The organism is Vibrio iocasae, from assembly GCF_042245395.1.
Taxonomy (GTDB): Bacteria; Pseudomonadota; Gammaproteobacteria; order Enterobacterales; family Vibrionaceae; genus Vibrio; species Vibrio iocasae.
The window spans coordinates 3,407,607-3,431,441 of sequence record NZ_CP145311.1 but is presented as its reverse complement, the minus strand read 5'-3'; the positions used below and the strand labels follow the sequence as shown (position 1 = coordinate 3,431,441).

Here is a 23,835-nt window from a genome sequence, read left to right as displayed (position 1 = left end):
TTTAAGGGAAAGTAACATGACAAGCCGAGTTTATGTAATCGCGCAGTTTAAGCCTAAAGAGGGCAAAGAAGCATAGCTATTTGAAGTTCTTAAAGCTCTGGAACCCGACTCAGTTCGTGAAGAAGGCTGCGTCCAATATATTCTGACACGTCAGATTGATCACCCTAGTGCGATGAGAAACGGTTATCCAATCGTCTTTAATGAGATATGGAAAGATGGTGAATCGTGGGCAGCACATGGTAGAAGAAAACAGATACAAAACTTCTTTGATACACAAGTAGCTTCAGAGAGCGGACTAGTAGAAGATGCGATGGTCACCGCATATACGGACGAAGGGTATAACTATGATGCCCCAGTATTCGGGTAATCATTCCTAGCACTAGAAGAAGACCACCGGCTACAGTGGTCTTCTCCTATATAAACTTATGCACCAGGAGGTAGCGCTAAACTCTCTGCAATTAGCTGGATTAACTGGTCTTCTACCGCGAATCGCGTTTCTAGAATCTCGCCAATAAGAGAGTAATCGCTGTCGAATGTATCGAGTGTGTCCTCAGCATCGACATCTGCATACTTATCTGTAAAGTTAAGCAGTGGATCGGTGGTAAGAACTATCTTGCCATACGTCTGATTAATTTCGTCAGTTGGAGAGAACCCCGTTGCTTTCCACTTATCCATAACCATTTCATAAATTTTGAAATGACCTTCAGAGATATAATCCACCAGAATCTGGCTAAAAGATTGCAGCTCAGCTGGTGAAGGAAGTGCAGTAGACGTTGCGTGCTTACAGTATTCGACTACTAATGTCTGACGAGTATCCAGCCAATGATCGATTACGTCATTGGACCCACCTAACTGCTCTTGCGTTTGTTTAAATTTATTAAGCATGACCATGTCCCTCATGATCGGATAGCTACACGTTGTAGCAATCAAAAGCTCTAATGTAAGAGCTATCCATTCAGAATAATTTTTAATTGTGATACCAAGTTAGAGTAACATTTGAGGTGTTATTTCTTTCGTTGGTATGAAATTAGATTGCCAGTAAAATGGGGTAACTTCAAGTAGTGAGGTCAAAGGATGTTAAAAAATAGTGACAAAAAAAGAGACTTTTTGGCCTATTGGGTAGTCGTTGATAATAGTGATATTTGGCTAGTTAATGGAGAGATTCCCAAAGGTAGAGCCGATGAGTTTGGTTTGCCGGAGGAGAAGGCTATTAAGGTTGGTTCCTATCAAGGGACTCCGGTTATGTGGGTCAATGAAGCTGATGTAGAACAAACGTTAGAGCTTGCTTCGTTAAGAGAGTTATTGCTTGTTGAGCAAGAACTATTTTTGCTTGTTAGCAAAGCAGTTCAATACGGACATATGACGCAAACTCAACGTTTTTGCTCAAAATGTGGTGGTCGGAATTTTCTAAATCACATAGAAATTGCAATGCAGTGTGGGGAGTGTCGTAGTATCCATTACCCACGAATATACCCTTGCATTATTGTTGCTGTGCGCAAAGACGATAAGATTTTGCTGGCTCAGCATCCAAGGCATAAAACTGGGATGTATACGGTGATAGCTGGATTTACAGAAGTGGGAGAAACGCTTGAACAGTGCGTTGCCCGTGAAGTCAAAGAAGAGACAGGTATCAACGTAAAAAATATACGTTACTTTGGCAGTCAGCCTTGGGCTTTTCCGTCCAGTATGATGGTTGCTTATCTTGCGGAATACGATTCTGGAAAGCTATCTCCTGACTATACCGAGCTATCAGATGCTCAGTGGTTTTCTATCGATAACATGCCGGAAGTAGCACCAGAAGGAACCATTGCCAGAGCTTTGATTGAACATACCGTTGAAGAGATAAATAACAGATAAAAAAAACCCTCCTGTAAAGGAGGGGGTAAGTAAGATGTCGTTATGAGATGCTGGGTTACGGAACCCAGTTATTATAGTTTTCGCTAGCGTGCAAATTTGTATCACGCTCAAATTTGAGACGCAATGTAATAACGAATATTAACGCTGAGAACATGATCCAGGTTGCAAAGCGTGCACTAACGCCCCCCAGCCTGTTAAAGAATGCTAAGATGACTGCTTCATATAATAAGAAGCCTATATGGATTATTACGGAATGACAGAACTAAAAAATGACCGCTACCTACGAGCTCTTTTAAAGGAGCCAGTAGATTACACACCAGTATGGATGATGCGCCAAGCTGGTCGTTACCTGCCAGAATATCGTGAAACAAGAAGCGTCGCGGGAGACTTTATGTCTCTTTGCCGTAATGCTGAGCTTGCTTCAGAAGTTACCCTACAGCCACTTCGTCGCTACCCATTGGATGCTGCGATTCTTTTCTCCGACATTTTGACTATCCCGGATGCGATGGGGCTGGGCCTGCGCTTTTCTGCGGGAGAGGGACCGGTTTTTGATAAGCCGATTACCTGTAAAGCTGATGTTGATAAGATTGGCCTTCCAGATCCGGAAGGTGAACTTCAGTACGTGATGAATGCCGTTCGTCAGATTCGTAAGGATCTACAAGGAGAAGTTCCTCTAATTGGTTTCTCTGGCAGCCCATGGACACTGGCAACCTACATGGTTGAAGGTGGTAGTTCAAAAGCGTTTACTAAGATCAAGAAGATGATGTATGCAGAGCCAGCAACGCTACATGCGCTTCTGGATAAACTTGCAGACAGCGTTATTGAGTACTTGAACGCTCAGATTAAAGCGGGTGCACAGTCCGTAATGGTATTTGATACCTGGGGTGGTGTGCTTACTCCTCGCGATTACAACGAGTTCTCTCTTCAGTACATGCACAAGATTGTCGATGGTCTGATTCGTGAAAACGATGGTCGTCGTGTACCAGTAACACTATTCACTAAGAATGGTGGTATGTGGCTAGAGAAGATTGCAGCAACAGGCTGTGATGGTGTTGGTCTTGACTGGACAATTGATATTGCTAATGCAGTAGCACGTGTTGGTGACAAAGTTGCACTTCAGGGCAATATGGATCCTTCAATGCTATATGCCTCTCCAGAGCGTATCCGTCAGGAAGTGGGTTCAATTCTGGAAGGCTTTGGTAATGCGGGTACAGGTCACGTATTCAACCTTGGTCACGGTATCCATCTGGATGTACCGCCAGAAAACGCTGGTGTGTTTGTAGAGGCTGTACACGAGCTTTCTAAGCCATACCATAAGTAACATCTCCGTCACTCCGTATAGCGAGGAACGTGCGAAGTACGGAATCTGGCTATAGCTAGATCCCGGACTTCGCTTAGGCTCATCCGGGATGACGAAAGTGTTGATTCCCACGCTCCTGCGTGGGAACGGCGTGTTCACAAGCGTTTGTGAACATACTCCCTCATATACGGAACAACATCACTCTCAAACCACTCATTTTTCCTAAGCCATAAAGTATTCCGTGGTGAGGGATGCGGGAGAGGGATAAACTCAGGCGCCCATCTTTCCCATGCTTTTACAGTTTCTGTAAGTGTCTTAGGTTTATCTTTTAGGTAGTAATTTTGCGCGTACTGGCCTATTAGCAAGGTCATTTCTATATTTGGTAGAAGCTCTAGTACTTTAGCGTGCCACATAGGCGCACATTCTTTTCTTGGTGGTAGATCACCGCTCTTACCCTTCCCTGGATAACAGAGCCCCATAGGCATAATGGCTATTTGCTTAGGATCGTAGAACCTATCTTTGTCTAGCTCGAGCCAATTTCGTAGTCGATCACCACTCGGATCATTCCAGGGGATAGAGGTTTTGTGCACCCGTGTTCCCGGAGCTTGACCAACTATCAGCAAGCGAGCTTGACTGCTTGCCTGAATAACTGGATTTACTCCTAGTTCAAGCATCGGCTCGCATAACTTACAGGAGCGAATTTCCTTTAATAGCTCCTCTAGCATCAGTAGCCCTTTTCAAAATCGATACGGTTTTTTAGCTGAAAACCATCGCGCCAGAGAAGGTAGTTCTCTTTAAATATCTCGAACACCTGCTCGGGGAAGCTATAAGCAGCGATATGTGGTGTGACCGTTACTTTAGGGTTGTGCCAGTACGGGCACTGTTGAGATATGGGTTCATTGATAAACACGTCCAGAAATGCGTGCTCTATTCGTTCTTTGTCTAAAGCATTCAACAGGGCCTCGGTAACTACTGAATCTCCACGTCCTACATTAAAAAACAGGGCGGATTTGCAGCACGCGAAGAAGTTTGTATCGAACATTCCTGCGGTTTGAGGAGTGCTTGGCAACGTAGATACGATGATATCCGCTTCAGCAAGCCGAGACTTGAGCTGTTCTATATGTACAACCTCGCTAAAAGCAGATTCTTTGGGTGGAATACCAGTTCGGTTGACACCGATAGTGTGTAAATTAAGTGCGCTAGCCGATTTCGCGAGATAGTTACCAAGGGCTCCCGTACCCAAAATCACCATTTTCTTTTCCGCTAGTGTTGAATATGAGTGTGGCTTCCAGAGTTTATCCTGCTGCTGGCTTTTATAAGTATTGAAATGACGGAAGTAGGAGATGGTATACCCCAGAACATATTCAGATATCTGCTGACCAAAGATGCCTTTCACATTGGTGAGATCGTAATCTTGCCTCAATCCCTCTTTCATCAATGGATCCACGCCTGCATAAGTAGACTGTACCCAGCTGATATTGGTGAACTCTTCGAGGCACCCAGCAAGTACGGGAGGAGCAGCCAGCACAATGTCGGCTTCTTCATTGTTTTTGGTAAGCTCAAGGTCTGGCAGGTTGGCTTTATGGAATAGGTCCAGATATTTACTATCTGTTTGCGTTAATATTCTTAGCTTATTAGAGAAATTATCCATATGCTTTCTTTTTTCCTTGTGGCGGATCAAGTACACTTCCGCTGTTATCAATAACCGCTATCCCGAGATCCTATGTTACAGAATCCACTTCAAGTTCGCCTGGAAAAATTTGAGCCGTGGCAACAAATCACTTTTATGGCTTGCCTGTGTGAGCGTATGTACCCTAACTACGCGATGTTCTGTGAGCAGACTGAATTTGCAGAATCTCGGGTCTATAGAGAGATCCTTGATGCTATCTGGGAACTTCAGACGGTAAAAACTGCCAAGATTAATTTTGAAAAGCAGCTAGAGAAGCTGGAAGAGCTTATTCCAAGCTCTGAAGATTTTGAGTTCTATGGTGTATATCCGGCTATTGACGCTTGTGTTGGTCTTTCAACTCTAATACATGGCTTGCTGGACAGAGATTATCTGTTTGAGAACATGCTTAAACTAAGCCAACAGTCTGTAAGTACGGTTGCTCAGCTTGAGCAGGCTGAGACAGGTATCGAGATTACCAACGAGAACCAGAAAGAGAACGAAGCGGTTTGTGAAGAATGGGATGTTCAGTGGGCAATTTTTCGACCACTTCGCGAAGCGAAAGAGCGTGATATTGAGCTGATTAAAGATCTTCGCAATGAACTGCGTGAAGAAGGCATTAGTAATATCGGGGTGAGTTTATAGGCAAAAGGCTATAGGACGAACTTCGCTCTAAAGGCAGTAGATGTTAAAAATCCTACTGCCTACTGCCTACTGCCTACTTATTCCTCGTCTCGGCTCTCAATCACACCATGAGCCTTTTTCCAGGTCTCCCAGCGCTGATAAGCCAACTGCTGCATGTCTGTCGCTCGGTCTGCTTCATCGACAATCTCTTCACCCAGTAGGTGCTCAAATACATCTTCAAGGGTTACGATTCCCTGAATGGTTCCATACTCATCAACGATAAGCACAAGCTGAAGGCGCTGTTTCATCATGGTATCAAACGCTTTCGGCAGTGATACATTGTTTAGTAATACGCTGATAGGTCTCATTACCGCGCCCAGTTGCTTGCCACCTTCTCCAGACTGCTTTAGACGATAAAGCTCAAGGCGATGAACGAAGCCGATGATGTTATCTTTTTGCTGGCTGTACACCAGAGGGCGAGAGAATGGGATATCCTGATGTTCTTCCAGAAATTCATCAATAGTCTGCTCCGCTTCGACACGGAAAACAACCGGGCGTGGTGTCATAACGTGTGTAACGGGTACATCTTGTAAAGACAGCAAGTTGCTTAGGATTTTTGATTCACCTTCATCGAACTCACCACTGTCTTTTGCCAGAGACGCCATTGCGGAAATCTCATCTCTTAACTTAGGCTGAACCGAGCCGTGAGAAAGACGCTTAGTAATTTGATTAGACATCCATACAAACGGAGTCAAAGCCCAAACCATCCAGTTTAACGGGCTGGTGGCGTAAGGAGCTAGCTGTCGCCAATATGTTGCACCGATAGTTTTTGGCACAATCTCCGAAAGAAGCAGAATACCCAGAGTCAGTAATGCTGAAAATAAGCCAAGCCACTCGCTGCCAAATACAACCGTTGCCTGCGCACCAGCACCGGCAGCACCGATGGTATGCGCAATCGTATTTAGCGTAAGAATCGACGCAAGAGGTCTGTCGATGTCTGATTTTAGTTCGTTCAGCTTTCCTGCTGCGGGGTGGTTTTCCTGTTTTAGCTGCGCAATATAACTTGGAGTAATACTCAGAAGAATCGCTTCAAGCACTGAGCAGATAAATGACACGCCAATGGAAATGGCGATATAAACAGTTAATAAAAACATAAGCCTCTAGTTAGGATAAAGGTGAGGATTTCACCACTAATACCAGTAGTTACTGGCATTGAGTACGGTAATAATTTGGTTTAAGTGCTTTGATTACAAGAGTTCTCTTTGTCAAAAGTGTATCAAATTGTGAGTTATTGCGCATAAATTGTGTAATTGTTAGTCATTAAAAGAAAAGTTCACAGACAAACCTTTGCCAGATGGGGTGTTTATGCTTTACAGTGAGATAGATTTTGAAAACACAAGAGAAGGGAAACCTAATGAACAAGACCCAATTAATCGACTTTATCGCTGAAAAAGCGGATTTGTCTAAAGCACAGGCGAAAGCTGCTCTTGAAGCTACTCTTGACAGTGTTACTGATACACTGAAAGAGGGTGACCAGGTTCAACTAATTGGTTTTGGTACATTCAAAGTAAATCACCGTGCAGCTCGCACTGGTCGTAATCCAAAAACTGGTGATGAGATCCAAATTGCAGCGGCTAACGTTCCAGCATTCGTTGCAGGTAAAGCACTGAAAGACGCAGTGAAGTAATATAAAAGCGTCGAGCCTTAGCTCGGCGCATTTTCTTCCGTGCATTTTACGAATGAAAAAGTCATTTTTTCTCGCCTTAGTTCCAACCATTCTTATCGGTTGTTCTTCAGGAACACCTACCGAGCAATCTGAACAATTTGTAACAATGACAGGCGGTCAGTCTGTTGGTGATACAACTAGTCTTTATTGGTACTCTGAGCAATTAGCATTACCACATTCTGCATCGGACTTTGTCGCTTCTGGCGATTACGGTTGGTATCGGTCTGACTACAGATGGAAAAGTAACAAGCTTAAAGAAGTAATCCGAAAAGGTGAGCTTTTACAAGAAAACCTAGAGCTGGCTCCGTATGAAACTCATCTTAGATTTAATGATGAAGGAGAGGCGGTTTATCAACGCTATCGGCTAGATGGTAAAGTGTTACCATTAACGCCTGAGCAAATTGGACATATTCAGCGAGAAGCACAAGCGCTTCGTACGGTAACTTCTGAGCAAAACAGGAAAGGGGAAAGACTGTACCAGGGGTATTGGGACGGTGAGAAGTTCACAACCTGTAACGGCCAGGTGTTCAGTTCGCTGGAGTTTAACCAGACGCTACCTACTTTCGTAATCAATCGATTGGCAAACTTAGATAGTTATGCCGCTTTTCTGGGAACAAGTAGCCCGAACAAGCTGACGATTACAGATATTTATATGCTCCATGATGAAAACTTCGATTGTATAGAGCCGGTAAGTTACATCGAAGATTAATATACGACGAATATAAGAAAGGCGCTGAAATCAGCGCCTTTTTGCTATAAGCCGTTTGCTCTGAACAGAGTTACTTTTCCTGTTCTCTTGCAATCGCTCTGTAGCCGATGTCATTGCGGTGGAACATTCCATCCCAGCTAATCTGCTTAGCAAGCTCGTAAGCGCGCTGTTGAGCTTCTGAGACGCTATTTCCTAGTGCCGTAGCACACAGTACGCGACCACCGTTTGTAACCACGTTACCGTCGTTCTCAGAGGTGCCGGCATGGAATACCTTTTCACCTTCAGTTTCAGCCTGAGGTAGCCCAGAGATCACATCGCCTTTGTTGTAGCTACCAGGGTAACCACCAGCTGCAAGTACGATACCGATAGAAGCACGAGGATCCCAGTGTGACTCACATAGGTCTAGCTTCTCATCAATGGCATCAAGACAAAGATCAACAAGGTCCGACTCCATACGCATCATGATTGGCTGCGTCTCAGGGTCACCGAAGCGACAGTTGTATTCGATAACCTTTGGCGTACCGTCTTTGTCAATCATTAACCCAGCATACAGGAAGCCAGTGTATGGGTGACCTTCCGCATCCATACCCTGAACCGTTGGGTAGATAACTTCTTCAAGGATGCGCTCATGGATCTCTGGAGTAACAACTGGAGCAGGGGAGTATGCGCCCATGCCGCCTGTGTTCGGGCCAGTATCTTTGTCACCAACACGCTTATGATCCTGACTGGTTGCCATTGGCAGTACGCTCTTGCCATCAACCATTACGATAAAGCTCGCTTCCTCACCTTCAAGGAACTCCTCGATGACAACGCGGCTACCCGCTTCACCGAAGGCATTACCAGCAAGCATATCTTTGATTGCGTCTTCAGCTTCTTCTAGTGTCATCGCAACGATAACGCCTTTACCAGCTGCAAGGCCGTCGGCTTTAACTACAATTGGAGCACCCTTTTCACGAACATAAGCCAGAGCTGGTTCGATTTCGGTGAAGTTTTCGTACTCACCTGTAGGGATTTTGTGGCGTGCAAGGAAGTCTTTAGTGAAAGCTTTTGAACCTTCAAGCTGAGCCGCTGCTTTTGTTGGGCCAAAGATAGGCTGGCCAGCTTCGCGGAAAGCGTCTACAACACCGATAACCAGTGGTGCTTCAGGGCCAACAATAGTTAGCTCGATGGATTTTTCTTTCGCAAAGGCAACCAGTGCGTCGATGTCTTCAACGCCAATGTTTACGTTTTCCAGCTTAGGCTCTAATGCTGTACCAGCGTTACCAGGAGCAACGTATACGGTTTCAACATCTGGGTTTTGTGCTGCTTTCCAGCCAAGAGCGTGTTCGCGGCCGCCGGCGCCAATAATCAGTACATTCATGTTTTTTAAATCCTTATAGCTGCGTCAGAGCGTCTATTTCTGCGTCAATAGTGCTCATTTACTATCGTAAACTCCGCGCTTTTTCCTTGAACTAGAAGCGCTGACTTGCTCTAACGTTTAAAAGTTGTTTTATAGCTTTGCTAATTTCCCTTAACTAAAAGAAATGGCTCTGCTCTAAAATGAAAAACTTTTTTAGAGGTATATAACTTAATCTCGTTCCCACGCTCCGCGTGGTAATGCATACCAGACTCAATGGTTTGAGCAAAGAGTCTGGTCGCATGCCTCTTAGTGACGGAAGTGACGCATTCCGGTGAAGATCATCGCCATGTCGTGTTCGTCGGCTGCATCGATAACTTCCTGGTCGCGCATTGAGCCGCCTGGCTGGATTACACACTTGATACCCGCTTCTGCCGCTGCGTCGATACCGTCGCGGAATGGGAAGAATGCATCAGATGCCATTACGCTGCCTGCAACTTCAAGGTTCTCGTCAGCGGCTTTAATACCTGCGATTTTCGCAGAGTAAACACGGCTCATCTGACCTGCGCCAACACCGATAGTCATATCGCCTTTTGCGTATACGATAGCGTTAGACTTAACGTACTTAGCAACTTTCCAGCAGAATAGCGCATCTTTTAGCTCTTCTTCTGTTGGCTGACGCTTAGAAACCACTTTCAGGTCATCTAGAGTTACCATGCCTTGATCGCGGTCCTGAACAAGTAGACCACCGTTTACACGTTTAACATCGAATCCAGTTGTCTTAGTTGACCATTCGCCACACTCTAGAAGGCGAACGTTCTTCTTAGCCGCAACAACTTCTACCGCAGCTTCTGAAACTTTAGGTGCGATGATTACTTCTACGAACTGACGTTCAACAATAGCTTGTGCTGTTTCAGCATCCAGCTCTTTGTTGAATGCGATGATGCCGCCAAATGCAGACGTCGGGTCTGTTTGGTATGCGCGGTTGTATGCTTCAAGGATATCTTCACCAAGAGCAACGCCACATGGGTTAGCGTGCTTAACGATAACACATGCTGGCTCGTCGAACTCTTTCACACACTCAAGAGCGGCATCTGTGTCAGCAATGTTGTTGTAAGAAAGTGCTTTACCCTGAATTTGGCGTGCAGTAGAAACAGAGGCTTCTTCTGGGTTTGCTTCTACGTAGAAAGCGGCTGCCTGATGGCTGTTTTCGCCATAGCGCATGCCCTGCTTCTTCTCAAACTGTTGGTTGAAAGTGCGAGGGAACTTGCTCTCTTCATCCCCTTCTTTGTTCTCACCGTAAGAAGGAACCATAGTACCGAAGTAGTTCGCGATCATGCCGTCGTATGCCGCTGTGTGCTCAAATGCAGCGATAGCAAGGTCGAAACGAGTTTCCAGAGTCAGAGATTTTTCATTCTGATCCATTTCAGTGATAACGCGATCATAATCAGATGCGTTTACAACAATAGTGACGTCTTTGTGGTTTTTAGCCGCAGAACGAACCATTGTTGGGCCACCGATATCGATGTTCTCTACTGCATCTTCAAGAGTGCAGCCTTCTTTCGCTACAGTTGCAGCGAATGGATAGAGGTTAACAACAACCATATCGATAGGGTTGATGCCGTGTTTATCCATGACTTCATCGTCTTGACCGCGACGACCTAAAACACCGCCGTGTACTTTCGGGTGAAGAGTTTTAACGCGACCGTCCATCATTTCAGGGAAACCAGTGTAGTCTGAAACCTCAGTTACATTGATACCTTTTTCAGCAAGAAGGCGTGCAGTACCGCCAGTAGACAGAATATCCACACCACGTTCTGCAAGAGCTTGTGCGAATTCTACAATACCAGTTTTGTCCGATACGCTGATAAGCGCACGACGAATTGGGCGAGCGTTATTCATTACTTCCGTTTTCCTTTAAAGTCACAGAGTTGATAGTAAGGCTAAAATTGATGGCGCGTATTCTAACGAATTTGTAATAAAAATGCTCGCGCAATCGTTTGGCATCACAAAAATAATTATTTTTCCCTACTTTTTATACCAATTTCTGGTGTTGATGGATAATGCAAAATATGAATTGCGCAGGTAAATTTCAATATGTTTCTGATTGGTGAGTTATCAAAAAAGAGTGGAGTATCAGCGGATACGTTACGGTTTTATGAGAAGAACAATCTTTTAGTTCCTAGTGGACGTAGTGATTCTGGGTACAGGTTATACAGCGATGAAGACCTTGAGAAGGTACACTTTATTCTTAATGCCAAATCTCTGGGCCTAAGCCTTGAAGATATCCGAGTTTTGCTAGAAATTAGATTGGAAGCCACAGAGCACAGTTGCGCTGAGGTTAAGTCAGTCACCAGTGCCAAATTAGAGCTGATCGATAGCAAAATCGCAGAGCTGACTAGAATCAGAAGTGCGCTTAAGCGGATTAATGATGCTTGTTGTGGCTTGCGTGAGCAAGACGCCAGTCATTGCTCGATATTAAATGCGCTAAAAAAGTAGCGATATTCAGCCTGAATGCAAAATAATAGGTTGATAACAGAGCAAATATACAGTCAACTATACAGAACAAATTAAATATAGATTTAATCAAGGATAGGCCATGAGCAGCAGTAACATTCTTACTCAGTCCCAGATCATTAGCGGTCGGGATATTCCACTTAAAGAGCTTCTTTACGCAAAGAGAGTGTTCGACAATTATTTGTTGATTGCTAAGGGAAATAAGCCAGTAGAACTGCTTGCTGAAATGAAAGATGCGGTAAAGGGTGTTGAGTACTTTAAAACGGAAAGCGATCCTTGTGAGGCCAGAAATGTTCTGAGTGCTATGTTTGCTGAGGTAGAAGCCTCTGACTCATTTGAGCAGTTTGAAAACCTTTCGCAAAAACCATGTGCTGCATTGGATGAGCTGATTCAAGATCGTATTTTACTGATCAAAACAGAACGTGAGCTTTTGTTTAAGTACGGCTACGACGTATCTAAAATCTAGATTCTGAAAAAATTGAATTCAGGCTGGTGAGCTCAAAGAAGACCAGCCTGACCTAACGCGTTTAAAGTTTACGTTTTTTACTAATATCTATCGCACCAATATAATCTTCTTTAAATGCGGCTGATGTCAGCATCCGTTCTGGAACCTGCATACGAATTATGGTTCCTGCTTCTACTACCGTCTTAGTAGGTCGACTTACCATATGAACAAGATTACCACTAACAAGGCGAATGCCCTTATTAAGAACGGCCTGATAGTTCACGTCTACGCGCTGAACTAACTCAAACCCGAATAGAGTTAAAGGTTTTTCAGTCACACTGATGTTTTCCCTGAATTCCGCCTGAATAATGACGTTCTTTGATAGGATGATACTTTCAAGTTCCCTTACTTTATCTTCAACCGAGGCCGAGAAAACCCATTCGTTCAGAACTCGCTCCCACTTTCCACCCAGGCGCATGCATGCAGCATAGGTAAAACGGTTTTTTCTTCCGGGTTTCATTGTGCAGATAGCAATCGAGTGTTGCTCTGCATAGGGTAATGTAAGCTTGAAAACGGCATCTGCAGCGTAGTGCTCATACTTGTTGGTTATCTCTTCTACATGCAATGTCACTTCACCTAGAGGAAGATCGGTGCTGAACTCATCGATAAGAATGCGACAGAAATAACCATTTTTGGTGCACTTAAAGTAGTCTTTCTCTCGGGATAATACGGTAAATGTTTGCATAACTACTTTTCTGAGTTGCCGTCTAATATTTGTTGAGCCAAGCGTTGTTGTTCAATGCTCGCCTGTTCTTCTTCTGATACTTCTTCGATATCGTGACTTTGTTGAATCTTTTTCAGAATGCGGTCAAGTTTCTCGCCAACCTTACCTTTGTTTTTAAGGGTGCTGAGATCAAAGTCGTTTCTTTGCTTGTCAATTGACGTTTCGAATTCTTGCTGATTGTCTATATTGACCTGAACCAGGCTCTCTTTCTCATCAAGAATGATATCAAGGTTATTGATCATCACTTCGGTGAAGGCTTCTCGGTAAAGAGACGCAAACTCTACCTCCAGATAACGTTCAGAAAGGTTTCTGATAGCCCCTGAACGACGTTTGTGAATAAACTTTTCTACTCTGTTAACCGGTTTACCTTCAACAAGCAGATGTTGTCTGGCTTTAATGATCTCAGCTTTGGTTGGAGTGTCGATAAGCATTTCAAGCAACTTCATTGCTGGTGGCCATTCGTTACCCGATGCAAGGCGCTCATAGATGTTATTCATCAAGCGTTCGTATTGTTCCTTCGTCAGATCAGAAGCAAAGGTCATAAAACGCATATCTGGTTCATCACCAAACTCTTGTCGAATCTTAGGCTTGCTGAACAAGTCCATCATTTCCTGCCACAGGCGATGAATCTTAATCTGCTGCTCATTGTTAAAACCCGACAGTCGCTCAATGGTTCTGTCGGTAAATTGAGCTTTAGGAGCACTAGTCTTCGGGTTTATTTCTGCAGGTCTATAAGTTTGAGTTGCCGGAGCTTTACTTGTAGTGGTAAGTGCATTCTTTTGCTGGCTCTCTTTCAGCTCTTTACCTCTGCGTTGCAGATATTGGCTAAAATCTTCCCCACCAACTACCTCATGCATCGCTTTAGGTGAATTTTTCTTGTCGTTATTACTCATTATGATTTACCTGCAATTAACGGTGGGGTTAAGGAAAAGCGATAAAAAAGATTAATCATCCCAGTCACACTTTGACTGATTATAAAGGTTCTTTAGCTTTTCTTCGTATTCGTCACGAGAAGATTGTTTAACAACGGGCTGACTTGCACGAGAAGGCTTGAAGGCATCATTCTTGAAGTGGAATATTTTCTGAGTTAAACGATCATTGAGCATCGACTGCGGGAACAGCTGCTCTCCTGTGTTATGAACGTCCTCAACAAATGATTTCCAAATCTCAGTTTGCCCTCTTACGCCATTGGTATACATAGTGGTTTCAGCCCAGCTAGGAATTTCATTTGGAGTGATCTCAATGATGTTAATCATCTTTTCATTTTTGTTCGCTTTGAGCGGCTTTTGATAAGCAAATTGAGAACGATTTAACTTGGCTTTTGATGGTTTCGGCGCTGCGGGCTGATGACTGGCATTGTAGTAGTTTGTCATCGTTGTCAGATTCTGTTGTTCCTCTCTGCTAATCCCTTCATTGGAAATGCCTCTTTCCGTTAACAGCTGGCCAGAAATGTTTCCTTCCCCGTGTAATGTCTGTATACGAAGTGGTCCACCTTTTTGTGTCAGTTTTTGAAAGCAGTTATTAATTAAGCTGTTTGAGGCTGACATCATTTGTGACAGTTCACTGTAGGTCGTACTGAAGTTCCCTTTCCTATCGGCTAAATCAGAAAGGGCAACAAGAAGTAGTTTTTCTTCTGCCGTAACAGTTTTGTATTTCCAGGCTAATTCTAGGAACCTTGAAGACATATGACACTCAGTAAACGTTTGGGAATAGTAATATTATGGATGCGGTGGAAGATCGAATCAATCTTGGTCTTATCAATAAAAGAAAAGCCTTTTGGTTATTCGAATTTTGCATGGCTTGTGTTGGAATGAGAAACAAGTAGAATCAGCAAAAATTATAATCCTGGACTACCATGCCTAAATACGAACTTCATCGCCGGGACTATAGCCCCCTTTTTGGCGACAACCTTGCTGGTGGCATATGTCGAGAGAGTCTTTCTCCGAAGCACCATAAAGCCGAAAACAAAATTACACGAAGCCCCAGACTGTCTAAGGCCAATATTGAACGTCGCTGGGAGGCGTTGGACAGACCTGAACTAAAATCAGAGTTGTTGGATGAGCATACTAAGCAACAAGCGGATGCTTATCATAAAAACATTGAGCACTTTATTGGTACCGTAAAGCTGCCAGTTGGTCTTGCCGGGCCATTGAGAGTGAATGGATTATTTGCCAAAGACGACTATCTGGTGCCATTGGCGACGACAGAGGCCGCATTGGTAGCGTCATATAACAGAGGTGCACAATTACTTACGGCTGCTGGTGGTGTCAGCGCAATGCTGTTGAACGAAGGGGTAACGCGTACTCCTGGATTTGCATTTTATGACTTGATCCATGCAGGACAGTTTGTTGCCTGGGCCGTTACTCAATACGACCGGTTCAAACAGCTTGCTGAAGCGACGACTTCTCACGGCAAGCTTATCGATATCAATGTGAATATCGAAGGTAATCATGTCTATCTTGTCTTTGAATACCTGACGGGAGATGCGTCAGGACAGAACATGGTTACCATTGCGACTAACGCGGTGTTTGAGTTTATATTAGCCAATACCCCAGTAGAGCCTGAATACGCATTTTTAGATGGCAACCTTTCAGGTGACAAAAAGGCCAATAGCCAGACTTTACGCAGCGTGCGTGGCAAAAAAGTAACAGCAGAAGCACATATAAGCGCGGAGCTGGTTCAGAAGTATCTGCATACAACGCCTGAAAAGATGCAGCAGTTCGGTCAGATGACGACTGTTGGAGGCACCCTGAGTGGGACCATCGGTATAAATGCGCATTATGCTAATGCACTCGCAGCTTTTTATATAGCCTGCGGACAAGATGCAGCCTGCGTTTCAGAATCGGCTGTCGGTGTTACTCGGATGGAAGTTAATCGTGATGGCGGACTATACGCGAGTGTAACCTTGCCAAACCTGATGATTGGTACTGTGGGTGGTGGCACTGGACTTCCTAGTCAGAAAGCGTGTCTCGATATAATGGGGTTGCATGGTAACGGTAAATCACAGGCGTTAGCTGAGGTGTGTGCCGCGCTCTGTTTAGCGGGCGAATTATCCATTGTAGGTGCTTTTTGTGCAGGCCACTTCGCACGAGCACACCATAAGTTGGCTAGATAAGTGATTAACAATCGAATGCCACACTTTTTAGAACAAGAGAAAAATATGAAACCAAATAAAGTAGATAACAAAAAACGTAGAATTCAGAAAAAGCTATACCTGGGAGAGTTTGCCGTTTTAGGCTTTGAAATTAGCTGTAAGACGAGCATTAACGATTTTGATACGTACGATGCGTTTATGGATGAGTTCATCGATTATATCGAATCAATAGGGTTGTGTTTCGGCGGAGGTGGACTTGAAGAGTTTGAAGGCTTTCTGTGTCCACTAGCAAGGTACGGCTCAGCAACTGACGAACAACGTGACAGTATTAAAAGATGGCTTGAAGCTAGAGCGGATATCTCTGATGTAACTATCGGTGGCTTAGAGGATGCAAACTACAGCTTCTAAGTTGTAGTTAACAGGTAAAACCTCAAGCAGGAATTCTCCAGTATTCGGTTCTGATGTGAGTTCAAATAAAAAAGCCGTGTTTCCTTATGGAGACACGGCTTTTTAAGTAATGTGTTAGCAAGAGCTAATTAGTTCATGCCATATTTCTTTAGCTTCTTACGAAGAGTACCGCGGTTGATACCCATCATGTTTGCTGCGCGAGTTTGGTTACCGCGAGTGTATTGCATGATTGTGTCTAGTAGAGGTTGTTCAACTTCTGCCAATACTAGTTCGTACAGGTCGTTGACGTCCTGACCGTTTAACTGAGCAAGATAGTTCTTAAGAGAAGCTTTAACAGAGTCACGTAGTGGCTTCTGTGTGATTTGATCTTGTGAAGTTACAGTTGTTACTGTTAGTGGCTCGGAAGTCAGATTTTGTTCGAACATATTCGGTCTAGCTCTTCTCTGTTTATGATGCAGTTTTATCAAAATAACCTTCTAATGCGTCTAACTGCTCATTGGCAGCTTCGATGGCATTGAAGGTACGGCGAAACTCATTTGCTTGTTCATGCTCTTTTAGGTACCACCCTACATGCTTACGAGCGATGCGAGGGCCTAAATAGTCACCATAAAACTGGTGAAGCTCCTGAACGTGACCAAGCAAAATTGCTTTCACTTCCCCAACTGGAAGATCTGGCATAGTTGTACCGCTTTCCAAATAGTGTTGGATTTCCTGGAAAATCCAAGGACGCCCCTGGGCTGGTCGTCCGATCATTAAAGCGTCTGCACCGGTATACTCCAGCACATATTTTGCTTTTTCCGGGCTGTCGATATCACCATTGGCAATGACAGGGATGGAAATAGCTTCCTTAACCGCTTTAATGCTTTCGTATTCTGCCTCTCCTTTGTACATGCAAGCCTTGGTACGCCCGTGTAAGGCGAGAGCTTGTATGCCGCAGTCTTCGGCTAACTTAGCGATCTGGACACAGTTTTTATTGTCTGTATCCCAGCCAGTACGGGTTTTTAGTGTCACAGGGACATCTACAGCATTTACTACCGCCGTTAAAATCTCTTTTATGATTTCCGGATATTGAAGTAGTGCCGAACCCGCTAGCTTCTTATTCACTTTTTTGGCAGGGCAACCCATGTTGATATCGATGATTTGAGCACCGTTCTCAACACTATACTGAGCTGCTTCTGCCATAAGCTGTGGATCTGCGCCCGCAATCTGTACGGAGCGAATGCCCGATTCGCCTTCATGTACCATGCGTTGTTGGGACTTTGATGTTTTCCACATGCGAGGGTTAGATGACATCATTTCACTGACTGCCATGCCCGCACCGTATCGAAGACACAACTCTCGAAAAGGTCTATCGGTGACTCCTGCCATAGGGGCAACGATAAGATTATTCTTTAGTTGATAGTTTCCGATTCTCAAAACGTCAATCACAGTTCTACACCAGCAAGGGCGCGCATTTTACGCATTTTTTTGATGCGTGAAAAGACTAAATTTTGAGCGTTTACAATTTAATTTGCTAAATCGCCTATTTTTCAGGCAATTAAAAAGGTCAAAAGTGTGATCTATGCTTTTTTCTGCCCTGCAATGCGACACCATTCTTGCATCTCAACGATAGGTTCAACTTCCAACTCGTCTCTGTAGTAGTTCGCCACATCCTCTGCCTGAGTATCTAAAACACCGGACATTGCAAGAAGACCATTTGGTTTAATCAGACCTTTGATGACGCCAGAAAGCTCTCTTAATGGGCCAGCAAGGATGTTCGCTACCACTACGTCGGCAATCAGGTTATCAGGTTGATCTTGTGGAAGGAAAAGCTCTAGCTTATCTGCGACACCATTTCGCTCTGCATTTGCTGTGGACGCAATAATTGCCTGGGGATCAATATCGATACCGATAACCTTAGCGGCACCTAGCTTGATAGCTGCTATAGCCAGAATGCCTGAACCACAACCGAAGTCGATTACGGTTTTGCCTTCTAGATCTAAACCTTCCAGCCATTCAAGACACAGTGAAGTAGTAGGGTGGGTACCCGTACCAAATGCCAAACCAGGATCAAGCATAACGTTTACCGCATCTGGTTCTGGGATTTCACGCCAGCTTGGGCATACCCATAGTCGCTCACCAAACTTCATTGGGTGGAAGTTTTCCATCCACTCGCGTTCCCAGTCTTTGTCTTCAAGTTGCTCTACTTTATGTGCAAAGCCTTCTTCAAGCATATTAGAGCCTCTGATCTGCTCCAGAACCAACGCTGTGTCGATTTCTGCATCGTATAGAGCAACGATATCAGTTTCACCCCAAAGGCGTGTCTCGCCCGGAAGAGGCTCGAATACTGGGGTATCTTTGGCATCAAGAAAAGTAACGGACAGTGCGCCAGTTTGTTCCATTAACATATCGCCAATTTGTTCAGCGTTCTGGTCAGTTGCATTGAGTTTGATTTGAATCCAAGGCATGGGAATTCTCGGTTTGATAATGGGAAATTGCGTGAATTTTAGCAGAATCTCAGTGAATACCAATCGAATTCAGTGACAGGAAAGGGCTGGTATCGAACGCAGACTCGCATAAACCCATCCATGGGGCTCCACCTCGCCATCCTTGAGCGAGGAGGGTCTGCTTATCGATACCAACCATTTCCCGAAAAGATTCGGACAACAAAAAGGGAAGCCGCAGCTTCCCTTCTTCTATATATGTACTCAGCGATTACTGAAGACCAAGCTTCTTCTCAAGATAGTGGATATTAGCTCCACCATGCTGGAAGTTCTCGTCGTTCATGATCTCTTGCTGAAGAGGTACGTTTGTCTTAATACCTTCAACGATCATTTCGCCCAGAGCATTCTTCATACGTGCAATTGCTACATCACGGTTTTCACCAAACGTGATCAGTTTACCGATCATTGAATCGTAATGAGGTGGTACTGTGTAGCCCGTGTAGATATGAGATTCCCAACGTACACCCATACCGCCCGGAGCGTGGAAACGCTCGATCTTACCCGGACAAGGCAGGAAGCGTTCTGGATCTTCTGCGTTGATACGACATTCAACGGCATGGCCGCGAATCTTGATATCGTCCTGAGTGAAAGACAAAGGCTGACCAGCAGCAACACGAAGCTGCTCTTTGATAAGGTCTACGCCAGTGACCATTTCAGTAACAGGGTGCTCTACCTGAATACGTGTGTTCATCTCGATAAAGTAGAACTCACCGTTTTCATATAGGAACTCAAAAGTACCAGCGCCACGATAGCCAATCTCGATACATGCACGAGTACAACGCTCACCGATGTACTTACGCATTTCGGCAGTGATACCCGGAGCCGGAGCTTCTTCAACAACCTTCTGGTGACGACGCTGCATAGAGCAATCACGTTCACCAAGGTGGATAGCACCGCCCTGACCATCAGCAATAACCTGAACTTCAACGTGACGAGGGTTCTCAAGGAATTTTTCCATATAAACCATGTCATTGTTGAACGCAGCTTTTGCTTCTGCACGAGTCATAGCAATTGCTTCTACAAGTTCAGCTTCGCTACGTACAACACGCATACCGCGACCGCCGCCACCACCAGAGGCTTTGATGATTACCGGGTAGCCGATACGTTTCGCGTGTGCTTTGTTTTTTTCTGCATCGTCGTCTAGTGGACCGTCAGAACCAGGTACACATGGAACGCCCGCTTTCTTCATTGAGGTGATAGCAGAAACTTTGTCACCCATCATGCGGATAGTTTCAGCTTTAGGGCCAACGAAGATAAAGCCGCTACGTTCAACCTGCTCAGCAAAGTCTGCATTTTCAGACAAAAAGCCGTAACCCGGGTGGATGGCAATCGCACCTGTTACTTCAGCCGCAGAGATGATGCGAGGAATGTTTAGGTAGCTGTCGATACCGCGAGCAGGACCGATACAGATAGCTTCATCTGCCAGCAGTACGTGCTTAAGATCGCGGTCAGCTGTTGAGTGTACAGCAACCGTTTTGATGCCTAACTCTTTACATGCGCGAAGAATACGAAGTGCAATTTCACCTCGGTTCGCGATGACTAATTTATCTAACATAGTTTCGACCTCGATTATTCGATAACAACAAGTGGTTGATCGAACTCAATTGGGTCGCCGTCTTCAGCCAGAATTGCTACAACAGTACCAGACTTGTCAGCTTCGATCTGGTTCATCATCTTCATTGCTTCAACGATACATAGAGTGTCACCAGCATTTACTTGCTGACCAACTTCTACGAATGGCTTAGCTTCTGGGCTTGGAGCGCGGTAGAAAGTACCAACCATTGGAGAAAGAACTTTGTGACCAGCAGGTTCAGATGCCGCTGGAGCCGCAGGTGCTGCTGCTTCAGTTGCTGCCGGAGCAGCCGCTGGTGCAGGTGCTGCAACAGGTGCAGGTGCCGCAGCGTATTGAACAGGTGCTGCTATTGGTGCAGTACCATTACGGCTGATGCGTACGGACTCTTCACCTTCAGAGATTTCCAGCTCAGCAATGCCAGACTCTTCAACTAATTCAATAAGCTTTTTAATTTTACGGATATCCATTTTTCTTTCTCTTTTATTAAGACTTGCACTCTGAGACAGAGTGAAGTGATTAAAGTTCGTTAAGATTGAGAACGCAGTTGCTTAATTGCTGCGTTCAACGCAAATTCGTACCCTTGTGCACCGAGCCCACAAATAACGCCAACCGCTTTATCAGAAAGATAAGAGTGGTGACGGAAAGGTTCTCTGGCATGTACATTTGATAAATGTACTTCAATAAAGGGGATATTAACGCCCAGCAAAGCATCACGTATTGCCACACTTGTGTGGGTAAACGCCGCTGGGTTAATGATGATGAAGTCTACTTTCTGGAAAGCGTCATGAATGGCCTCTATGAGTTCGTATTCACGATTAGACTGTAGGTGCGTCAGTTCAATATTAGCTTGATTGGCTTGTTCGGTAAGGTTCTCTACGATCTGACCCAGGGTTTGTGAGCCGTAGTGACCAGGCTCGCGAACACCAAGTAGGTTAAGATTTGGACCGTTTAAGAGTAGAATGCGCGATTTTGCAGTCATCTTGAGGTCATCTTCCTTTAAATGGATTGTAAGATAAGTTACCGACTATTATTTGAACTTTTGTCGCTAATTTCCAGTAAAAATGTAGTCATCAAACATTTTAGACCAAGATTATAGTTAATTCACAGCAAATAGCAGCAATTTACTGGTCTAATCACCATGAGTGAGTGGGCAAAAGTGTAGCGCAGTTAACACTTTCAACGACAGAGAGTTGTTAGCGCTATGAAAAATTGATGATCTGAAATGAAGACAAATAGTAAAAAAATAAAAAACCCGCTACCTGATTAAGGTAGCGGACCAGTTGTTATACGTTTATCTGGAAGTACGGTTTAAGACATCTCTGCTTTTTCAGCAATCAGCTTATCAACCACACTTGGATCTGCCAGCGTTGAAGTATCACCAAGGTTACTTGTGTCACCGGTTGCGATTTTACGCAAAATTCGACGCATGATCTTACCTGAACGTGTCTTCGGTAGTGAATCTGTCCAGTGCAGTACATCTGGTGTTGCAATTGGACCAATCTCTTTTCTTACCCAATCTTTCACTTCTTTATGAAGTTCTGCACTTGGGTACTCTCCAGCATTAAGTGTAATGTAAGCGTAGATAGCCTGACCTTTAATGTCATGTGGAACACCCACAATCGCAGCTTCAGCAATCTTTTCGAACGCTACCAAAGCGGATTCAATCTCTGCAGTACCCATGCGGTGACCAGATACATTTAGTACGTCATCTACACGGCCAGTAATCCAGTAGTAGCCATCTTCATCACGGCGAGCACCGTCACCAGTAAAGTACATGCCACGGAAGGTGGAGAAATATGTCTGCTCGAAGCGCTCATGGTCACCATAAACGGTACGCATCTGACCTGGCCATGAATCAAGAATTACCAGGTTACCTTCTGCCGCCTGATCGTCGATGATATTACCCATGTTATCGACTAGCGCTGGTTGAACACCGAAGAATGGACGAGTTGCTGATCCAGGCTTCAGCGTGGTAGCACCTGGTAGTGGTGTAATCAGAATGCCGCCTGTTTCAGTTTGCCACCATGTATCTACGATAGGAGACTTCTCGTTACCTATAGTCTTGTAGTACCACTCCCAAGCTTCAGGGTTGATTGGTTCACCTACAGAACCCATGATGCGCAAGCTGTCTCGGGTAGTGCCTTCGATAGCTTCATCACCTTTAGCCATAAGCGCACGGATTGCAGTAGGAGCTGTGTAAAGGATGTTGACCTGGTGCTTATCGACCACTTCACTCATACGAGCGGTGCTTGGATAGTTAGGTACACCTTCGAACAGGATAGTTTTGGCACCGTTTGAAAGCGGACCATAAATCAGATAAGTGTGTCCGGTAATCCAGCCAACATCAGCAGTACACCAGAAGGTTTCACCCGGCTGATAATCGAACACATACTTAAACGTCATTGTGGCATAAACCAAGTAACCGCCAGTAGTATGTAGCACACCTTTAGGTTTACCTGTTGATCCAGATGTATAAAGGATAAATAGAGGGTCTTCCGCTTTCATCTCTTCAGGTGGGCAATCGTCAGATACATTTGCTGTTGCTTCGTGCCACCAAACATCGCGATGCTCGTGCCATGCAACATCACCACCAGTACGTTTAAGAACAAGTACCTTTTCAATGGTTTTAACTTCTGGGTTAGTTAGTGCTTCGTCCACATTCTTTTTAAGAGGAACGGCGCGGCCGCCACGAACACCTTCGTCAGCAGTAATTACGACTTTAGCATCAGAGTCAATGATACGACCGGAAAGAGCTTCTGGAGAGAATCCACCAAATACAACGGTATGGACAGCACCAACACGGGTACATGCAAGCATAGCAACCGCTGCTTCAGGTACCATTGGCATGTAAAGACAAACGACATCACCTTTTCGTACGCCATTTTCTTTTAGTGCGTTTGAAAAACGACATACTTCTTTGTGCAGTTCATTAAAGGTAAGAGTCTTATCATCATTTGGGTCGTCACCTTCCCAGATAATCGCGACATCATCGCCACGCTCGGCAAGGTGACGGTCAATACAGTTAGCTGAGACGTTAAGCGTGCCATCTTCAAACCAGCGAATATCAACATGTCCGGTATCGAATGAAGTGCTCTTAACTTCTGTGAAAGGCTTTATCCAGTCGACAATCTTGCCGTGCTCTCCCCAGAATCCCTGAGGGTCACTGACGGATTGTTGATACATAGTCAGGTAGGTATCGTTATCGATGTGAGTCTCTGCTTTTATATTTTCTTTGACCGGATACACGCTCATTGCTTCTCTCCTTGTGAATTCAGCAATTTTCCATTTGATGGGCTGACAGTGACAACTGATG

Annotated in this window: 25 protein-coding genes and 1 pseudogene; 10 read left to right on the top strand and 16 right to left on the bottom strand. The window is 44.7% G+C overall.

Features of this window, described 5'->3' with window-relative positions:
• The first annotated feature begins 16 nt into the window (after nt 1-16).
• A pseudogene (locus SNR28_RS25585) lies at nt 17-367 on the top strand (putative quinol monooxygenase).
• Between the two features lie 56 nt (nt 368-423).
• On the opposite strand, the gene rsd reads toward SNR28_RS25585, so the two are convergent.
• Nucleotides 424-891 (bottom strand): sigma D regulator, encoded by a 468-nt coding sequence (gene rsd, locus SNR28_RS25580; protein ID WP_375751769.1) that lies wholly within the window; start codon nt 889-891, stop codon nt 424-426.
• A 183-nt stretch (nt 892-1,074) separates the two neighbouring features.
• On the opposite strand from rsd, the gene nudC reads away from it, so the two are divergent.
• Together nudC and hemE are read left to right on the top strand one after the other, a co-directional pair.
• Entirely contained in the window at nt 1,075-1,857 is a 783-nt protein-coding gene (nudC, locus tag SNR28_RS25575) for an NAD(+) diphosphatase (RefSeq protein ID WP_375751768.1), read from the top strand.
• Between the two features lie 253 nt (nt 1,858-2,110).
• Nucleotides 2,111-3,178 carry a uroporphyrinogen decarboxylase gene (gene hemE, locus SNR28_RS25570; RefSeq protein WP_375751767.1) on the top strand — a complete coding sequence of 356 codons (1,068 nt, stop codon included), beginning with the start codon at nt 2,111-2,113 and terminating at the stop codon, nt 3,176-3,178.
• A 134-nt stretch (nt 3,179-3,312) separates the two neighbouring features.
• Here the strand turns inward: hemE and SNR28_RS25565 are convergent, their stop codons facing one another.
• Nucleotides 3,313-3,882, bottom strand: a complete 570-nt coding sequence (locus SNR28_RS25565) for a uracil-DNA glycosylase family protein (protein WP_375751766.1) — start codon at nt 3,880-3,882, stop codon at nt 3,313-3,315.
• Nucleotides 3,882-4,808, bottom strand: coding sequence for a D-2-hydroxyacid dehydrogenase (locus SNR28_RS25560; RefSeq protein ID WP_375751765.1), 927 nt, complete (start codon nt 4,806-4,808; stop codon nt 3,882-3,884). Before SNR28_RS25560 ends, SNR28_RS25565 begins: the two co-directional genes overlap by 1 nt.
• 72 nt (nt 4,809-4,880) lie before the next feature.
• On the opposite strand from SNR28_RS25560, the gene SNR28_RS25555 reads away from it, so the two are divergent.
• A complete protein-coding gene (locus SNR28_RS25555) occupies nt 4,881-5,468 on the top strand; it encodes a YjaG family protein (RefSeq protein WP_375751764.1) in 588 nt (195 codons plus the stop codon).
• Nucleotides 5,469-5,545: 77 nt separating this feature from the next.
• Here the strand turns inward: SNR28_RS25555 and SNR28_RS25550 are convergent, their stop codons facing one another.
• The gene (locus tag SNR28_RS25550) at nt 5,546-6,601 is read right to left on the bottom strand and encodes a CNNM domain-containing protein (protein WP_375751762.1); all 1,056 of its coding nucleotides are present in this window, start codon (nt 6,599-6,601) and stop codon (nt 5,546-5,548) included.
• Between the two features lie 260 nt (nt 6,602-6,861).
• Here SNR28_RS25550 and hupA point away from each other — a divergent pair, with 260 nt between their 5' ends.
• Complete coding sequence (gene hupA / locus SNR28_RS25545) at nt 6,862-7,134, top strand: nucleoid-associated protein HU-alpha (RefSeq protein ID WP_277821373.1); 273 nt, start codon at nt 6,862-6,864, stop codon at nt 7,132-7,134.
• Between the two features lie 52 nt (nt 7,135-7,186).
• Nucleotides 7,187-7,882: a DUF1481 domain-containing protein gene (locus tag SNR28_RS25540; RefSeq protein WP_375751760.1), complete on the top strand. Its 696-nt coding sequence runs from the start codon at nt 7,187-7,189 to the stop codon at nt 7,880-7,882.
• Between the two features lie 70 nt (nt 7,883-7,952).
• On the opposite strand, the gene purD is transcribed toward SNR28_RS25540, so the two are convergent.
• Nucleotides 7,953-9,242, bottom strand: a complete 1,290-nt coding sequence (gene purD, locus SNR28_RS25535; protein WP_375751759.1) for a phosphoribosylamine--glycine ligase — start codon at nt 9,240-9,242, stop codon at nt 7,953-7,955.
• Nucleotides 9,243-9,527: 285 nt separating this feature from the next.
• Nucleotides 9,528-11,120, bottom strand: coding sequence for a bifunctional phosphoribosylaminoimidazolecarboxamide formyltransferase/IMP cyclohydrolase (gene purH, locus SNR28_RS25530; protein ID WP_375751757.1), 1,593 nt, complete (start codon nt 11,118-11,120; stop codon nt 9,528-9,530).
• A gap of 195 nt (nt 11,121-11,315) precedes the next feature.
• Between purH and zntR the strand changes: the two genes are divergently transcribed.
• Nucleotides 11,316-11,717 carry a Zn(2+)-responsive transcriptional regulator gene (gene zntR, locus SNR28_RS25525; RefSeq protein ID WP_375751756.1) on the top strand — a complete coding sequence of 134 codons (402 nt, stop codon included), beginning with the start codon at nt 11,316-11,318 and terminating at the stop codon, nt 11,715-11,717.
• A 100-nt stretch (nt 11,718-11,817) separates the two neighbouring features.
• On the top strand, nt 11,818-12,201 hold the full coding sequence (locus SNR28_RS25520; protein WP_375751755.1) for a hypothetical protein: 384 nt from the start codon (nt 11,818-11,820) through the stop codon (nt 12,199-12,201).
• 61 nt (nt 12,202-12,262) lie between these two features.
• Here the strand turns inward: SNR28_RS25520 and SNR28_RS25515 are convergent, their stop codons facing one another.
• From SNR28_RS25515 to SNR28_RS25505, 3 genes are read right to left on the bottom strand one after another with little or no spacing between them, the layout of a single operon-like run.
• Nucleotides 12,263-12,925, bottom strand: a complete 663-nt coding sequence (locus SNR28_RS25515) for a hypothetical protein (RefSeq protein WP_375751754.1) — start codon at nt 12,923-12,925, stop codon at nt 12,263-12,265.
• Nucleotides 12,926-12,927: 2 nt separating this feature from the next.
• On the bottom strand, nt 12,928-13,857 hold the full coding sequence (locus tag SNR28_RS25510; protein ID WP_375751753.1) for a hypothetical protein: 930 nt from the start codon (nt 13,855-13,857) through the stop codon (nt 12,928-12,930).
• A 51-nt stretch (nt 13,858-13,908) separates the two neighbouring features.
• Nucleotides 13,909-14,649 carry a hypothetical protein gene (locus SNR28_RS25505; RefSeq protein WP_375751751.1) on the bottom strand — a complete coding sequence of 247 codons (741 nt, stop codon included), beginning with the start codon at nt 14,647-14,649 and terminating at the stop codon, nt 13,909-13,911.
• Between the two features lie 170 nt (nt 14,650-14,819).
• Here SNR28_RS25505 and SNR28_RS25500 point away from each other — a divergent pair, with 170 nt between their 5' ends.
• The gene (locus SNR28_RS25500; RefSeq protein WP_375751749.1) at nt 14,820-16,079 is read left to right on the top strand and encodes a hydroxymethylglutaryl-CoA reductase; all 1,260 of its coding nucleotides are present in this window, start codon (nt 14,820-14,822) and stop codon (nt 16,077-16,079) included.
• Nucleotides 16,080-16,124: 45 nt separating this feature from the next.
• Nucleotides 16,125-16,466, top strand: coding sequence for a YggL family protein (locus SNR28_RS25495; RefSeq protein WP_375751747.1), 342 nt, complete (start codon nt 16,125-16,127; stop codon nt 16,464-16,466).
• Between the two features lie 128 nt (nt 16,467-16,594).
• Here the strand turns inward: SNR28_RS25495 and fis are convergent, their stop codons facing one another.
• The 7 genes from fis to acs form a co-directional block, all read right to left on the bottom strand.
• On the bottom strand, nt 16,595-16,891 hold the full coding sequence (gene fis, locus SNR28_RS25490) for a DNA-binding transcriptional regulator Fis (RefSeq protein WP_271696698.1): 297 nt from the start codon (nt 16,889-16,891) through the stop codon (nt 16,595-16,597).
• A 22-nt stretch (nt 16,892-16,913) separates the two neighbouring features.
• A complete protein-coding gene (gene dusB, locus SNR28_RS25485; RefSeq protein ID WP_375754177.1) occupies nt 16,914-17,882 on the bottom strand; it encodes a tRNA dihydrouridine synthase DusB in 969 nt (322 codons plus the stop codon).
• A 143-nt stretch (nt 17,883-18,025) separates the two neighbouring features.
• Nucleotides 18,026-18,913: a 50S ribosomal protein L11 methyltransferase gene (prmA, locus tag SNR28_RS25480; protein WP_375751746.1), complete on the bottom strand. Its 888-nt coding sequence runs from the start codon at nt 18,911-18,913 to the stop codon at nt 18,026-18,028.
• Between the two features lie 247 nt (nt 18,914-19,160).
• The gene (accC, locus tag SNR28_RS25475; RefSeq protein ID WP_375751744.1) at nt 19,161-20,504 is read right to left on the bottom strand and encodes an acetyl-CoA carboxylase biotin carboxylase subunit; all 1,344 of its coding nucleotides are present in this window, start codon (nt 20,502-20,504) and stop codon (nt 19,161-19,163) included.
• Between the two features lie 14 nt (nt 20,505-20,518).
• Nucleotides 20,519-20,989, bottom strand: a complete 471-nt coding sequence (gene accB, locus SNR28_RS25470) for an acetyl-CoA carboxylase biotin carboxyl carrier protein (protein WP_375751743.1) — start codon at nt 20,987-20,989, stop codon at nt 20,519-20,521.
• A 59-nt stretch (nt 20,990-21,048) separates the two neighbouring features.
• A complete protein-coding gene (gene aroQ, locus SNR28_RS25465; RefSeq protein WP_375751742.1) occupies nt 21,049-21,501 on the bottom strand; it encodes a type II 3-dehydroquinate dehydratase in 453 nt (150 codons plus the stop codon).
• Between the two features lie 329 nt (nt 21,502-21,830).
• A complete protein-coding gene (acs, locus tag SNR28_RS25460; protein WP_375751740.1) occupies nt 21,831-23,774 on the bottom strand; it encodes an acetate--CoA ligase in 1,944 nt (647 codons plus the stop codon).
• Nucleotides 23,775-23,835 lie beyond the last annotated feature (61 nt).

What these genes read in the sequence shown, in the direction of transcription:
- rsd (WP_375751769.1), bottom strand. Translation starts at nt 891, where the DNA reads ATGGTCATGCTTAATAAATTTAAACAAACGCAAGAGCAGTTAGGTGGG.
- nudC (WP_375751768.1), top strand. Translation starts at nt 1,075, where the DNA reads ATGTTAAAAAATAGTGACAAAAAAAGAGACTTTTTGGCCTATTGGGTA.
- hemE (WP_375751767.1), top strand. Translation starts at nt 2,111, where the DNA reads ATGACAGAACTAAAAAATGACCGCTACCTACGAGCTCTTTTAAAGGAG.
- SNR28_RS25565 (WP_375751766.1), bottom strand. Translation starts at nt 3,882, where the DNA reads ATGCTAGAGGAGCTATTAAAGGAAATTCGCTCCTGTAAGTTATGCGAG.
- SNR28_RS25560 (WP_375751765.1), bottom strand. Translation starts at nt 4,808, where the DNA reads ATGGATAATTTCTCTAATAAGCTAAGAATATTAACGCAAACAGATAGT.
- SNR28_RS25555 (WP_375751764.1), top strand. Translation starts at nt 4,881, where the DNA reads ATGTTACAGAATCCACTTCAAGTTCGCCTGGAAAAATTTGAGCCGTGG.
- SNR28_RS25550 (WP_375751762.1), bottom strand. Translation starts at nt 6,601, where the DNA reads ATGTTTTTATTAACTGTTTATATCGCCATTTCCATTGGCGTGTCATTT.
- hupA (WP_277821373.1), top strand. Translation starts at nt 6,862, where the DNA reads ATGAACAAGACCCAATTAATCGACTTTATCGCTGAAAAAGCGGATTTG.
- SNR28_RS25540 (WP_375751760.1), top strand. Translation starts at nt 7,187, where the DNA reads ATGAAAAAGTCATTTTTTCTCGCCTTAGTTCCAACCATTCTTATCGGT.
- purD (WP_375751759.1), bottom strand. Translation starts at nt 9,242, where the DNA reads ATGAATGTACTGATTATTGGCGCCGGCGGCCGCGAACACGCTCTTGGC.
- purH (WP_375751757.1), bottom strand. Translation starts at nt 11,120, where the DNA reads ATGAATAACGCTCGCCCAATTCGTCGTGCGCTTATCAGCGTATCGGAC.
- zntR (WP_375751756.1), top strand. Translation starts at nt 11,316, where the DNA reads ATGTTTCTGATTGGTGAGTTATCAAAAAAGAGTGGAGTATCAGCGGAT.
- SNR28_RS25520 (WP_375751755.1), top strand. Translation starts at nt 11,818, where the DNA reads ATGAGCAGCAGTAACATTCTTACTCAGTCCCAGATCATTAGCGGTCGG.
- SNR28_RS25515 (WP_375751754.1), bottom strand. Translation starts at nt 12,925, where the DNA reads ATGCAAACATTTACCGTATTATCCCGAGAGAAAGACTACTTTAAGTGC.
- SNR28_RS25510 (WP_375751753.1), bottom strand. Translation starts at nt 13,857, where the DNA reads ATGAGTAATAACGACAAGAAAAATTCACCTAAAGCGATGCATGAGGTA.
- SNR28_RS25505 (WP_375751751.1), bottom strand. Translation starts at nt 14,649, where the DNA reads ATGTCTTCAAGGTTCCTAGAATTAGCCTGGAAATACAAAACTGTTACG.
- SNR28_RS25500 (WP_375751749.1), top strand. Translation starts at nt 14,820, where the DNA reads ATGCCTAAATACGAACTTCATCGCCGGGACTATAGCCCCCTTTTTGGC.
- SNR28_RS25495 (WP_375751747.1), top strand. Translation starts at nt 16,125, where the DNA reads ATGAAACCAAATAAAGTAGATAACAAAAAACGTAGAATTCAGAAAAAG.
- fis (WP_271696698.1), bottom strand. Translation starts at nt 16,891, where the DNA reads ATGTTCGAACAAAATCTGACTTCCGAGCCACTAACAGTAACAACTGTA.
- prmA (WP_375751746.1), bottom strand. Translation starts at nt 18,913, where the DNA reads ATGCCTTGGATTCAAATCAAACTCAATGCAACTGACCAGAACGCTGAA.
- accC (WP_375751744.1), bottom strand. Translation starts at nt 20,504, where the DNA reads ATGTTAGATAAATTAGTCATCGCGAACCGAGGTGAAATTGCACTTCGT.
- accB (WP_375751743.1), bottom strand. Translation starts at nt 20,989, where the DNA reads ATGGATATCCGTAAAATTAAAAAGCTTATTGAATTAGTTGAAGAGTCT.
- aroQ (WP_375751742.1), bottom strand. Translation starts at nt 21,501, where the DNA reads ATGACTGCAAAATCGCGCATTCTACTCTTAAACGGTCCAAATCTTAAC.
- acs (WP_375751740.1), bottom strand. Translation starts at nt 23,774, where the DNA reads ATGAGCGTGTATCCGGTCAAAGAAAATATAAAAGCAGAGACTCACATC.